Annotated in this window: 16 protein-coding genes; 11 read left to right on the forward strand and 5 right to left on the reverse strand. The window is 73.9% G+C overall.

Translation table 11 applies throughout. The features are described 5' to 3' along the window. Positions 1-81: 81 nt before the first annotated feature. The 8 genes from I53_RS25095 (at position 82) to cysC (ending at position 5,638) form a co-directional block, all read left to right on the forward strand. Positions 82-378 (forward strand): hypothetical protein, encoded by a 297-nt coding sequence (locus I53_RS25095; protein WP_043355896.1) that lies wholly within the window; start codon positions 82-84, stop codon positions 376-378. 158 nt (positions 379-536) lie between these two features. After that, on the forward strand, positions 537-704 hold the full coding sequence (locus I53_RS34285) for a hypothetical protein (protein ID WP_164706390.1): 168 nt from the start codon (positions 537-539) through the stop codon (positions 702-704). 91 nt (positions 705-795) lie between these two features. Further along, positions 796-966, forward strand: a complete 171-nt coding sequence (locus tag I53_RS25105; protein ID WP_236961430.1) for a hypothetical protein — start codon at positions 796-798, stop codon at positions 964-966. Positions 967-1,091: 125 nt separating this feature from the next. Beyond that, positions 1,092-1,253, forward strand: coding sequence for a hypothetical protein (locus I53_RS34290; protein WP_187294415.1), 162 nt, complete (start codon positions 1,092-1,094; stop codon positions 1,251-1,253). Between the two features lie 171 nt (positions 1,254-1,424). Beyond that, positions 1,425-2,630, forward strand: a complete 1,206-nt coding sequence (locus tag I53_RS25110; protein ID WP_043355903.1) for a homoserine O-acetyltransferase — start codon at positions 1,425-1,427, stop codon at positions 2,628-2,630. 83 nt (positions 2,631-2,713) lie between these two features. Beyond that, entirely contained in the window at positions 2,714-3,412 is a 699-nt protein-coding gene (gene metW, locus I53_RS25115) for a methionine biosynthesis protein MetW (RefSeq protein ID WP_043355923.1), read from the forward strand. Between the two features lie 374 nt (positions 3,413-3,786). Further along, entirely contained in the window at positions 3,787-4,908 is a 1,122-nt protein-coding gene (locus I53_RS25120; protein WP_043355905.1) for a hypothetical protein, read from the forward strand. Between the two features lie 82 nt (positions 4,909-4,990). Beyond that, complete coding sequence (gene cysC, locus I53_RS25125; RefSeq protein ID WP_043355925.1) at positions 4,991-5,638, forward strand: adenylyl-sulfate kinase; 648 nt, start codon at positions 4,991-4,993, stop codon at positions 5,636-5,638. Between the two features lie 137 nt (positions 5,639-5,775). On the opposite strand, the gene I53_RS25130 is transcribed toward cysC, so the two are convergent. From I53_RS25130 to I53_RS25140, 3 genes are read right to left on the reverse strand one after another with little or no spacing between them, the layout of a single operon-like run. Then, the gene (locus tag I53_RS25130) at positions 5,776-7,119 is read right to left on the reverse strand and encodes a sensor histidine kinase (protein WP_043355907.1); all 1,344 of its coding nucleotides are present in this window, start codon (positions 7,117-7,119) and stop codon (positions 5,776-5,778) included. Beyond that, positions 7,116-7,784, reverse strand: coding sequence for a response regulator transcription factor (locus I53_RS25135; RefSeq protein ID WP_043355909.1), 669 nt, complete (start codon positions 7,782-7,784; stop codon positions 7,116-7,118). Before I53_RS25135 ends, I53_RS25130 begins: the two co-directional genes overlap by 4 nt. A 12-nt stretch (positions 7,785-7,796) precedes the next feature. After that, on the reverse strand, positions 7,797-8,129 hold the full coding sequence (locus I53_RS25140) for a PepSY domain-containing protein (protein WP_043355911.1): 333 nt from the start codon (positions 8,127-8,129) through the stop codon (positions 7,797-7,799). Positions 8,130-8,243: 114 nt separating this feature from the next. Between I53_RS25140 and I53_RS25145 the strand changes: the two genes are divergently transcribed. The 3 genes from I53_RS25145 to I53_RS25155 all read left to right on the forward strand — a co-directional run bounded on the left by I53_RS25145 (position 8,244) and on the right by I53_RS25155 (position 9,458). Next, positions 8,244-8,834, forward strand: coding sequence for a thermonuclease family protein (locus I53_RS25145; RefSeq protein ID WP_043355913.1), 591 nt, complete (start codon positions 8,244-8,246; stop codon positions 8,832-8,834). A gap of 141 nt (positions 8,835-8,975) precedes the next feature. After that, positions 8,976-9,224, forward strand: coding sequence for a hypothetical protein (locus tag I53_RS25150; RefSeq protein ID WP_043355915.1), 249 nt, complete (start codon positions 8,976-8,978; stop codon positions 9,222-9,224). A 51-nt stretch (positions 9,225-9,275) separates the two neighbouring features. Beyond that, positions 9,276-9,458 carry a hypothetical protein gene (locus I53_RS25155; RefSeq protein WP_043355918.1) on the forward strand — a complete coding sequence of 61 codons (183 nt, stop codon included), beginning with the start codon at positions 9,276-9,278 and terminating at the stop codon, positions 9,456-9,458. Here the strand turns inward: I53_RS25155 and I53_RS25160 are convergent. Beyond that, a complete protein-coding gene (locus I53_RS25160; RefSeq protein WP_043355920.1) occupies positions 9,425-10,411 on the reverse strand; it encodes a catalase family peroxidase in 987 nt (328 codons plus the stop codon). The two genes, I53_RS25155 and I53_RS25160, sit on opposite strands and share 34 nt — an antisense overlap. Positions 10,412-10,695: 284 nt before the next feature. Further along, positions 10,696-12,605, reverse strand: a 1,910-nt coding sequence (locus I53_RS25165; protein ID WP_043355922.1) for a lytic transglycosylase domain-containing protein, incomplete at its 5' end; no start/stop codon positions are given.

Below are 12,605 nucleotides of genomic sequence, written 5' to 3' on the forward strand. Positions count from 1 at the left end.
CGGCGTCTTGTACGCCCGCACGAAGTCATGGCTCAATGCCGGCGCTCCGCCGGCAGGCGCCCCATGCGAAGGACCCCATTCATGCCCCTCGAACGATACCTGGACGGCGGCGCTCACATCCTCCCCGCCGACGACACGCTGATCCGCTTCGGCATGACCAACGGCCAGCGGGTGATCGCGGTCGAGGTCCCGATCCCCGTGCTGCGTCAGCAATTCGGCGGCGGGGCCGACCTCGCGCCCCTGGAGCTGTTCGCCCGCAACCAGGCGGTGATCGAGGCCGCGGCGAGCCAGGCCTACGACCGGACCGAGACCCCGAACGATCTCCTGGATCTGGGGCCCGAGGATTTCGACACCCGGCCCGCCTCGGCCAAGCTCTGAACGGCAAGCTCCGACGGGCTCGATCCATCCGGGCGCGCCGCGGCAAATCGGCGACGCGCAAATGCCGCGGGGCACTCGCCACGTTTCGGCCTGTTGAACCCGGAGAACGGGGGCGCGTCGGGCGTGCCGCGCCCTGCATGCGCCTGGATGGATCGACGATGCCCGGTGACCTGATCCCCTGCAGCCTGTTCCTGATCGGGATCCTCGTTTCGCTCGCCGCGGATTGTCGCCTGCGCCGTGTCGAGCCGGCGCCCTGGGCCAACGGCTGCATCACGGCCGCCGGGGCCGCCCTGGTCTTCGCGGCCTGCGCGGCTGCGATGCGCTGAGGAACCGCCAGCCCCAGGACGCACTTTCCCACCGGCAATCAGGCGCCGCGCCAGGACGTGCGGCCGGCTGGGCGAGGGATTCATGGTTTCGATGCAGGCCCTGATCGGCTGCGGTCTCGTTCTCACCGGGATATTGATCGAAAGTGCTGCGAGCCGTCACTGGCGGGCGGGCGTCGGCGCGGATCGGCTGGATGCCCGCGCCGCCCTCGCCCTCGGCCTTCCGGCCCTGGGACTGGCCGTGATGGCCGCGCCGCTCGCGTGAGCGGCATCCGCTGCGGCGGCACGGCCCCGTTCGCGGGATCCTGCGTGTCCGGGCGCACCGTCGCGGCCGCCTGCCCGTCGTAGACCTGCGCCATCGCGACGACAGCGCGCGATGGAGGTGTCGAGATGAGCGTCGTTCTCAACTTCGTCCTGGACGGTGCGGCCGGCTTGGTCGAACCCGCATGGCTGCGCGCGCAACGCGCCGTGACCGGCGCCTCGGCGACCGAGATCCGGACGCGCGCGTCCGATTGGCCATCCGGCGTCCCCGACGGGCAAGACCCCGCCTGAGTAACCCGGCCTGGGTAACCCGGCGGCGGCCGCCGGCCTGCGCGCGTTGACGCTCGGGCCCCCGCGCATTACCTCCGCAGGGCTGGCCGCGTCGGGCGAGTGCGGCGCGTCTGGCGGCACGATGCTCTCCCGGTTCGGATCCGAACGGATACACGGTCGTCGCGACCCGCCATGGACACCCAACCGGACACGGCCCTGAGGCCGGACCCGATCGACGAGCCGGCACGGCGCGCGTCCGAGCGCTCGCAGGCGCTCGACCCAAAGAGCCCGGTGGCGCGGTTTTCAGCGGACACGCCGCTGCTCACCGATGCGGGCATCGAACTCGCCCCGTTCCAGATCGCCTACCAGACCGCCGGCACGCTCAACGCCGCGCGCTCGAACGCGGTCCTCATCTGCCACGCGCTCACCGGCGACCAGTATTTCGCCCACACCCACCCGGTGACCGGCAAGCCCGGCTGGTGGGAGACCCTGGTCGGCCCCGGCAAGCCGATCGACACGGACCGCTACTTCGTCGTCTGCTCGAACGTCATCGGCTCCTGCATGGGCTCCACCGGGCCGGCCTCGATCGACCCGGCGACGGGGCGGCCCTACGGGCTGAACTTCCCGCTGGTCACGATCCGCGACATGGTCCGCGCCCAACTGATGCTGCTGGAGCACCTGGGCATCCACGACCTCTTCCTGTGCATCGGCGGCTCGATGGGGGGGATGCAGGTGCTGCAATGGGCGGCCCTCTATCCCGAGCGCGTCTTCGCCGCGATGCCGATCGCCACGGGCCCCCGCCATTCGGCGCAGAACATCGCCTTCCACGAGGTCGGCCGGCAGGCGATCATGGCCGATCCGGCCTGGGCGGACGGGCGCTACCTCGAGGCGGGCACGCGGCCCGCCAAGGGCTTGGGCGTCGCCCGGATGGGCGCGCACATCACCTATCTCTCCGAGCCGGCGTTGCATCGCAAGTTCGGCCGCCGCTTCCAGGGCGGGTCGGCGCCGACCTTCTCGTTCAACGCCGACTTCCAGATCGAGAGCTATCTGCGCCACCAGGGCCTGAGCTTCGTCGAGCGGTTCGACGCCAACGCCTACCTCTACCTGACCCGGGCGATGGACTATTTCGACCTCGCCGAGGACCATGGCGGCGTGCTCGCCAACGCCTTCCGGGGGACGAAGACGCGCTTCTGCGTGATCTCCTTCACGTCGGACTGGCTGTTCCCGACCCGCGATTCCCGGGCGATCGTCCATGCGCTGAACGCCGCCGCGGCGCCGGTCGCCTTCGTGGAGGTCGAGAGCGACAAGGGCCACGACGCCTTCCTGCTCGACGAGCCGGCGATGTTCTCCGCCGCCCGCGGCTTCATCGACGCCGCCGCCCGGGCGCGCGGCCTGTGAGCGGCGGGTCCGGCAAGATGATGTTCGGCAAGCTGCCCCTGGGCAAGCACGCCCTGGGCAAGCATTCCATGGGCAAGCATTCCATGGGCAAGCATTCCCTCGGACAGGCCCCGCACGGCGCACCCTGGGAGAGCGCGGACGCCCTCCCCCATGCCGGCGAGGGCAACGGCGCCCGGGTCGACCATATCGTCGTGCTCGGCCTCGTGCCGGCGGGCGCCCGGGTCCTCGACATCGGCTGCGGCGACGGCTCGCTGCTGGCGCTGCTGCGCGACCGCCGGGGCATCGACGGGCGCGGGATCGAATTGTCCCGCGAGGGCGTGAATGCGTGCCTCGCCCGGGGCCTGTCGGTGATCCAGGGCGACGCCGACACCGACCTCGCCAACTACCCGGACGGCGCCTTCGACGTGGTGGTCCTGTCCCAGACCATCCAGGCGACCCGCAACCCCCGGGTGGTGCTGGAGCACCTGCTGCGCATCGGCCGGCAGGTGATCATCTCGTTCCCGAATTTCGGGCACTGGCGCGTGCGGTCCGAACTCGCCTTCCGCGGGCGCATGCCGGTCACCGAGATCATGCCGGACGCGTGGTGGGAGACCCCCAACATCCACCATTGCACGATCCGCGACTTCGTCGGCCTGTGCCGCCTGATCGGCGCGCGGATCGAGCACGCGACGGCGCTCGACGCCCGCGGCAGGCCGATGCGGTTCTCCATGCCCTGGTGGGTCTGGAACCTGTTCGGCGCGCAGGGCGTGTTCCTGCTCCGCCGCGAGGACGCCGGAAGCTAGCGCGCGAACGCGGCGCCGCCTCGGCGCCGCGTCCTGTAGGGGCCCTGGATCACCGTCCGCCGCGTTCCGAGGCGCCGGGATCGGGCCTCGCGTCCCCAGCCCCCCTGTCCCGCACGGAGGCTGCGCCGCGCCTCCCTCGGAGGGGCCGGCATGCGCGCCTGCCCGACGCGCTTTGCCCGACGCGCTTTGCCCGATCCGAAATAGAGCAGAAACGGAGCTTGGCTATTTCTGGTCGCGTTCCCGTGATCGGACCGTGATTACGGATTCGTTTGGCGTTTTCCCGAGACGTGCGCGTCCACGAGGGGTCGTGGACTGTGTCCGGCTGTGCGGAAGACTTGCCGCAATCACGAAATCCAGCAGGGTCGACAGGACACGTGCGCCGCGCGATCGTTCACATCGGGATGCCGCGAACCGGCTCCACCGCGTTTCAGGAGGTGCTGGCCCGCCTGCGCCCCCGCCTCGCCTCGGTCGGGATCTGTTACCCGAACCTCGCCCCGCCGGGCGCCCCCGGCAGCGACGACGTCAATCACTACCGGCTCGGACAGGCGCTGGACCGCCGCCGCGGCGCCGCGGAGCGCCGCGACGCCCTCGCGCGGCTCGACGCGATCCTCGCCGCCACGCCGGCCGACACGGTCGTGCTCTCCTACGAGGATTTTTCCGTCCAGCGCCCGCTCTGGCGCGTGCCCGAGATCCTGTCCGACCTCTTCGCGCGCCGCGGCTTCGCCCTGGAGGCGGCGCTCGTGGTCAAGCCGCAGGGTGAGCAGCTGGCCTCGGCCTATGCCCTGCGGGCTCAGGTCGTCGCCGAGGGCCGCACGTTCCGCGGCTTCCTGCGCTCCGAGGGCGCGTCCGGGCGCTACGACTACGCGGCCCGGGTCGAGCCCTGGCTGCGTGCCGCCGCAGGGCGCGTCATCGCCCTGCCGTACCGCGACCGCCGGTCCGACGCCCCGCTGCTGGCGCGGCTGGTCGACGGGCTCGGCCTGGGCGCGCGCCTCGCGCCGCTCCTCGGTCCCGCCGACCTGGAATACCGCACGAACCGGAGTTCCGGACCCGTCGCGGTCGAGGCGTCGCGCCGCCTGTACCGGCTCGGGGTCCACCGTCAGGTGACCGGGCATCCCCGCCTGCTCGGCCATGTCCTCGACGAGTGGGCCTGGGCGCGGGGGCTCGATGCCGAGCGGTTCCGCGGCGATGCGCCGGACGGTCTGGCCCGCGTCGCGGCGCGCTACGCGGCCGCAAACGCGCGCTTCGCCGCCGCCTGCTGGGGGCAGTCCTGGGACGCGGTCATCGATCCCGCCCCCGCGGCACCGCCGAACGAACTCGCCGCCGGGCCGATCGCGCCGGAGACGGAGGCGGCGGTCGATGCGCTGGTGCGGGCGGCGACGGCGCAGGCCGCCTTCCGGTCCCCGCCCGCGTGGTGGTGGCGGACGGCCCACATCCTGGAGGAATGCCAGGCGCGGCTCGGCGAGGCCGTCGGCTGCCCGGTCTGGCGCGTGCCCTGACGGCCCGCGCCGGCCCCCCGATCCCGTGTCGATGTCCAAAGACCGGCAGCCGCCTCCGCGCACGCTGCCCCAGGCGGTGGATATGTGCGTCTTGCAGAAGATCCCGACCGGCCTCCCTCCGGGCCCCGTGACCTGGCACCCCCTCCAGGCCCGGGAGGCGCGCTGGGCGCGCCTCGGCCAGGTCCCGGTGATCGCGTGGCTCACCGGCCTGTCGGGGGCCGGGAAGTCGACCCTCGCGGTCGAGGCCGACCGGATCCTCGTGGCGGACGGCCGGCACAGCGCCGTCCTCGACGGCGACAACCTCCGCCACGGGCTGAACGCCGACCTCGCCTTCTCGCCGGAGGACCGCGCCGAGAACGTCCGGCGCACCGCCGAGGTGGCGCGGCTGATGGCCGAATCGGGCGCGGTGGTGATCGTCTCGCTGATCTCGCCCTACCGGGCCGACCGGGCGCTGGCCCGCCGGATCGCCGGCGACATCCCGTTCCTGGAGGTGTTCGTCGATACGCCGCTGGGCCTGTGCGAGGCCCGGGATCCGAAGGGCCTGTACCGGCTGGCCCGCGCCGGCCGCATCCCGCGCTTCACCGGCATCTCGGCGCCCTACGAGGCGCCGGAGCAGCCGGACCTGACGATCACCACGGAGGGCCGCAGCACGGACGCCTGCGCCCGCGCCTTGAGCGCGCGGCTGATGCGGCTGAGCCGGGCCGCCGAGGCGGCGAAGCCGCGGGGGTGAGCGGCGCGACCGGATCATCCGACGCCGCTCGCGGCCTGTCGAGCGGCGAACGGGCCGACGGTCCGAAACGGGGCGCGGGTCCCCTCTCCCGTGCGGGAGAGGGGGCAGGTCGCGCCCGCCAGCGGCTCCGGGTGTCCCTACGCGCCCGGCCAGCTCAGCTCCGCCCGCAGGCCCCCCATCTCCGAGCGCCCGAACTCGAGCTGGGCGCCCGCGGCCTCGGCGACGTCGCGGGCGATGGCGATGCCGAAGCCGGTGCCCGGCCGGCTCTCGTCCCAGCGCTGGCCGCGGCCGATGCCGGCGATCGCCGCCGGGCTCATGCCGGGGCCGTCATCCGCGACGGCGAGGCCCGGGCGGCCGGCGATCGTCCCGGTGACGCGGACCCGGCGGTGCGCCCATTTGCGGGCATTGTCGAGGAGGTTGCCCAGCACCTCCATCAGCTCGCCCTCGTCGCCGGGATAGGCGAGGGTTTCCGGCACCGCCACCGCCCAGTCGAGGGACTCCCCCTCCGGCAGCCGGCGCAGGGTCGCGACCAGGCGCTCCGCCACCGGGGCGACCCGGCAGCTTCTCCGGCGCAGGTCGCCCGCGGCGGCGATCCGCGCCCGGGTCAGCGCCCGCTCCACCTGCCCGCCCATGGCCCGCGCCTGCTCGGCGATCTCGGCCGCCAGCGCCGGGTCGGCCGGCCCGGTCCGGCGCGCCAGGGCGTCCAGCACCGCCAGCGGGGTCTTGAGGCCGTGGGCCATGTCGGCGGCGGCGTCGCGGGCGCGGATCAGGGCCCGCTCCTGCGCGTCGAGCAGCCGGTTGAGGTCGGTGACCAGCGGCCGGACCTCGTCGGGGAACTGCTCCGGCAGCCGCGCCCGCCGCCCGGAATGGACCGCCAGGAGCTCCGCCTGCAGCACCCGGAACGGGCCGAGCGCCCGGCGCACGAACAGGCCCATCGCCAGCGTCAGGACGACGAACAGGGCGACGAGGGCCGGGACGAGCAGGCGCAGGAAGGTGGTCCGGCTCGCCGCGAGGCTGCGCCGGTCCTCCGCCACCGCGACCCGCAGCGCGGTCTCGGAGCCCTGCGCGCCGATCTGGACCGGCCGCACCACCGCGATGAGCCTTCCGCCGTCGGGCCCGGTCGTGTCGAGGGTGGCGGGGGTCTGCGCACCCGCTCCGGCCCGGCCGAGGTCGAGGCTCTTGTCCCAGAGGGAGCGCGAGCGCAGCAGGTGCGATCCCGCCTCCACCTGCCAGTACAGGCCGCCATAGGGCGTGGCGAAGCGCGGGTCCGGCAGGTCCCGGGACAGCGTCGGCGCCCCGTCCGGCGCGAGGCCGACCCGCCCGGCGATGAGCTTGGCGGTCCGGTCCAGCTCCGCGACGGTGCGGGCGTCGAGCACCCGGTCGAGGATCACCGTGAGGCCGATCCCGGCGAGCACCAGCGCCAGGGCGATCAGGGCGGCCGCCGCGAGGCCGAGCCGGAGGCGGAGGGAGTCGCGCCTCACGATCCACCCGGTCCGGGGACCAGATAGCCGTGGCCCCGCCGGGTCTCGATCACCCCCGGCCCGAGCTTGCGGCGCAGGCGCGTCAGGAGCGCCTCCAGGGCGTTCGCCTCGCGCTCGGTCCCGACCCCGTGGAGGTGGTCGAGCAGCTCCCCCGCCGGCACGACCTGTCCCTGGCGGTGCAGCAGGAAGGCGAGGAGCCGGTATTCCAGGGCGGTCAGCTCCGTGGGCCGTCCGTCGACGCTGACCGCGCGGGTTCGGGTGTCGAGCTCCACCGCGCCGACGCGCAGCACCGGCGAGGCGTGGCCGGCGGTGCGCCGCAGGATCGCCCGGAGCCGCGCCACCAGCTCCTCCATCCGGAACGGCTTGACGAGGTAGTCGTCGGCGCCGGCGTCGATGCCCTCGACGCGCTCGCGCCAGCCGTCCCGGGCGGTGAGGATCAGGACCGGCAGGGCGACGTCGGCGGCGCGCAGGCGGCGCAGCACGCCGAGCCCGTCGAGCCGCGGCAGGCCGAGATCCAGCACCATCGCGTCGTAGGGCTCGGTCTCGGCGCGGAACCACGCCGCCTCGCCGTCCGCCACCACGTCGGCGACGTAGCCGGCCATCTCCAGCCCCTGCCGGATGTCGGCGGCGATGCGCGGCTCGTCCTCGACGATCAGGACGCGCACGGCCCGGCCTCCTCAATCATCGTCGTCCTCGTCCAGGATCTTCAGCGTGCCGGCATCGACCTTCACGGTCCGGCGCTTCCCGTCGGCCCCGAGGATGCGCAGCTTGTACAGCCAGTGCCCCTCGTCGTGCTTGAGATCGACCGACACGACATCCCCCGGAACCGCCGCCCGGGCCGCCTCCAGCACCGCGTCGAGGGGGCGGATCTCGCCCCGCTCCAGGGCCCGGCGGGCGCGGTCGGCATCCTCGGAGGCGTGCAGGGGCCCGCCCGCGAGGGCGGCCAGCAGGCCGAGGGCCAGGACGCGGCCGACGAGGCGGTGGAGGCGGCGGGGCGGGAATGGGCTCATGCGGGCAGCAGGCTTAAGCCGTGCCGCCTGACGGGACGCTGACAGGCGGTGTCAGGGTCGCGGGGCGGCGCTTCGGCACAAGGGCGGCCATAGCCCTTCCGGAGACCTGAGACCATGTCGCTCTTCGTCGGTATCCTCCTCGCCTGCGCGGCCGGCCTCGCCGGCACCCTCCTCTGCCCGGACGACAAGGCCGGCCGCTCGCGCCTGCCGCTCCTCGCCGCGCTGCTGGCGGGCGGCCTGTCCTGGCACGCCCCCGCCCGGGCCGGCGAGATCCTGCGCGGCCCCGCCCAGGTCATCGACGGCGGCACGCTGCGCGTCGGCACCCGCGCGGTCAGCCTGTTCGGGATCGCCGCGCCGGAGGCCGACGCGACCTGCGCGGACGCCCAGGACCGGCCCTACCCGTGCGGCCGGGACGCCGCCCGGGCGCTGGCCGAGCGGATCGGTGGGGCGGCCGTCGCCTGCGAGCCGCGGGGCCATGGGACCGGGGACGCGGCGACGGCGCTCTGCCGGGTCGGTGAGGCGGATCTCGGGGCCTGGATGGTGGCGCAGGGCCTCGCCCTGCCCGATCGGGACGTGGCGCCGGATTACGCGGCGGCGTCGGACCGCGCCTGGGGGCGGCGCCTCGGCCTGTGGTCGGGGGTGTTCCAGGATCCCGCCGAGCGGCGGGGCCGGCGCGCCGCCGCGTCTCTCGGCGCCGCCGGGTGACGACCGGCCGACGACCGGCCCTCCCCCGGGAACGCGCCCGGCTGCGCCCGGTTGGACCCTTAGGCCCGTCCGGGGCGCACCTGGAATGGCGCACCTGAAATAGCGCTCGTGAAATGGCGCACTTGGACTTGCGGAGGCCCCATGAGGATCCTGAACGCGACAATCCTGCTCGCCGTCCTGCTCACCGGCGCGGCGGCCGCCGCCGAGGGGCAAGACGGCAAGGCCGACGGACGCACGGATGCCGGCGCGTCCACGACCAGCATGGGCGCCGGCGGCCTCAGCGGCACCGGGGCCATCCGGGACGGCGCCCGCACGGGCTCGGTCGAGAGCAAGGGGCGGACCGGGGACGCGAAGGCGCCGCCCGCCCCGGCGGCCGGGACGAGCCGCTGATCCGGGGCGGATCGAGGGGGGCGTCCGCCCACCCCCGGACCTCATCCTGAGGTGACCGCGTCAGCGGGCCTCGACGGCGGGCTCCAGGGATCGCGCGACGGGCCGGAGGCCGCCTTCGGGGCCGTTTTCGGGGCCTCCGCCGCGCTCCGGCACCGCAGCATGAAGCCGCGGGTCCGGGATCCCCATCCGGCCGGGCCGCCCTATTGCGAGCGGCGGCTGAACGAGACCGCGTAGGCCTGGACGCGGGCATCGATCAGCGGATCGTCCGAGACCTCGATTCCGGCGGTCAGGTTGTTGGGCATGAACAGCAGCGCCTTCTCGGCCTCGGCGCTGTCGGGCACGACCGTGCTCACCGTCACGGTGCCGAGATCGACCGTCTTGCGGTCGTCCGGCCAGGGCTTGGTGGCGTCGTTGGTCGGGTCGCCCGGCTCGGCGAGCTGGGCCAGCATCCTGAATTTCGCCGGCGTCTTGGCGACCCGCGGGCCAATCTCGGCCATCAGGAAGTTCGGATCTCGCTTGGCCGCCTCTTCGGGCGGGAGGATCTCCTCGCCCTCCACGGGCACGAAGCGGAACCGGAACGGCTGCCGCTTGCCGGCGGAATCCACGAAGATGAAGGCGTTGACGCCGTTATAGGTCTGCCGGGCGAGGCTCGACGGGGTCTTGGCCGTGCCACCCGCCGTGGCGGCCGCCGGGTGGGCGGCGGCGAAGCGCTCCAGCGCGGTCGGATGGGCCGCCTTCGGGCCGCTCTCGGCGACGGCCTTCAGGAGGTCGCGGAAGTCCTCGCCCGTGGCGACGGGGAAGTACTTCAGCGCATTCGTGACGACGTCCATCTCCGAGCCGTCGCTCAGCTTGAACTTGAGCGCGAGGCCGTGCGGGTTGGCGTTGGCCGCCCCGTCCGGGATGGTCGGGACGCCGGTGGCGTCCGAGAACCGGATCGTGACCGGCACCGGCGGGCCCTTGAACAGGGACGCCTTGCTGATCCTGGCCGCCTCGGGCGACGGGGTGAAGCTGCCCTCGGCCACCACGCCCTTGGCGTGGTTGGCCCGCGCCCCGGGATGCTTGCCGAACAGCGTGTTCATCACGTCGATCGTCTGCTCGGCGGTGGAGGCCTCCTGGGCCAGGGCCGGAGCGCCGGCCGCGAGCACGGTGCTCAGCAGCAGGGCGAAACCCAATCTCGGATGCAGCATGGGGATCCTCTCGGCGGTGCGGGCTCTCGGGAGCCGGTCAAGGCGGACCGGCCCATCTTCTAGGGAGCCAAGCACGGGAGGCACAACCAAAAGCTATGCCGCGGCGGAGCGGAATGCGGGAAAATCGGGTGTCGGTATCGGAGGGCCGCGGCGCTAGCGGGAGAGTCTCGTGCGTCGAGCGGGTGTCGACCCTCCGCGCGCCGTGATGGTCAGCCGCGTGCCGGAAGGGGCGCCCGCGCCCCCTCTCCCGCACGAGAGAGGGGGCCGCGCCTCATTCCGGGACCCTACCGCGCCCCACGGTGGAGGTCGCCGTCGATCAGCAGGGCGCTGCGGCTGTCGAGCCGCGAGCGGTAGACCTGCAGGTTCTCCATCACCCGCTGCACGTAGTTGCGCGTCTCGGTGAAGGGGATGCGCTCCACCCAGTCGATCACGTCGACGTCGCCCCGGCGCGGGTCGCCGTAGGCGTCGATCCACTTCTTCACGTTGCCGCCGCCGGCATTGTAGGAGGCGAAGGCGAGCACGTAGGAGCCGCGCCAATCCTCCATTAGCTCGCCGAGATGGGCTTGGCCGAGCTTCGCGCAATAGGCGGGATCGCTGGTCAGGCGGTCGACGTCGAACGCGGCCGAGACCCGGCGGGCGGTGCGTTGCGCCGTGGCCGGCATCATCTGCATGAGGCCCCGCGCCCCGACGCCCGATTGCGCCCGCGGGTCGAACTGGCTCTCCTGCCGGGCGATGGCGTAGACCATGGCCCGCTCCACCTGCGGCACCGCCGTGAAGGTCTCGTAGGTGGGGATGCCGATCGTCGGGTAGGCGTGGGCGTCCAGCGGCAGGCCGCGCTGCACCGCGAGCTTGCCGATCGCCACCAGGGCGCGGGGATCCTTCATGTCGGTGGCGAGGTCGCCGAGCGCCTGGAGCTCGCGCGGGTCGGAGAGGTCCCGGGCGGCGTCGATGTAGAGCGGCAGGGCCAGCTCCTTGATCCCGGCCTCGCCGAGGAGGCGCAGGGCGCGGATGGAGAGCCGGCCCTCGAAGGCCTGCCGTTCGGCCCCCTCGAGGTCCGCGGGCGCCCGCAGGGGCAGGCTCGTCTGGCCGAGCCGCGCCCGGGCCACCTGGCCGTAATAGGCGATCGGCTGGAGGGCCGCCCGCTCGTAGAAGCGCTTCGCCTCGTCCTTTTGCCCGAGGGCCTCGGCCGCCCGACCCTGCCAGTAGGCGGCCCGCGCCAGCGAGATCGGGCTCTCCGCGACCGTGGCCATCCGGGCGAAGTGCTGCGCGGCGCTCGCCGGATCGCCGGCGAAGCGCAGGGCGATCCAGCCGGCGTGGAACTCGGCCTCGATCCGCTTCTCCGGGCTGCGCGCCGCCGGGGCGCTGGCGACCGCGTAGGCGGTCTTGGCATCGCCGAGGTCGAGGAGCTTGCGCGCCACGATCCGGCGCTCGATCCACCACTCGTCGCCGTCGACCAGCACGTCCGGATTGGTCGGCGCCGTGGCGAGCACGGCGGCGGCGGCCTCGGGCTTGTCGGCCCGGCGGAAATACTGCGCCCGGGAGAAGATGTAGGAGGCGTCCCCGCGCAGCGACGGCGGCACTGCGGCGAGCGCGGCCGCGGCGCCGGAGGACTTGTCCTCCACGGCCCGGCGGGCGCGCACGAGGCTGGCATAGCCACCGCCCGCATAGCCGGCCGCCCGGCCGGCACTCTCCCAATCGTCCTTCAGGAGCGCCCGCTCCATCCGGTAGCGATGGTCGATCCGGGTGAGCACGTCCGGGAAGGCGTCGAGCACCTTGGCCTCCAGGCTGCGCCCGAAGCTCTCGGTCCGCCAGAGGTCGCGGACCATCTCGGCGGCGTCGGCCTCGCAGCCCTCGGCGCGCAGCGCCAGCGCCAGGGCGAACTTGCCCGGCGCGCTGGCCGGCTTCGCCGTGGCGAAATAGGCCCGGACGATCGCGGGGGATTTCCGCTCGGAGAGCAGCGCCTCCTCGGCCCGGCGGCGCAGCAGCGGGCCGGCCGGCCAGTCCGGATTGGCCCGGACGAAGGCGACCGTGCGGTTGAAGCCGATCCCGGCGCCCGCGCGGATCGCCACCCATTCGAGCAGCGCCTTCGCGGCCGGATCGGTGAAGGTGTCGCGCATCCGGTCGCCGTCCGCGACCCGGCCCTTGCGGTAGAGGTCGATGGCGCCGCGCAGCAGCGTCGGATCGGTGTCGCCCG

Source organism: Methylobacterium sp. B1 (assembly GCF_000333255.1).
Classification (GTDB): domain Bacteria; phylum Pseudomonadota; class Alphaproteobacteria; order Rhizobiales; family Beijerinckiaceae; genus Methylobacterium; species Methylobacterium fujisawaense.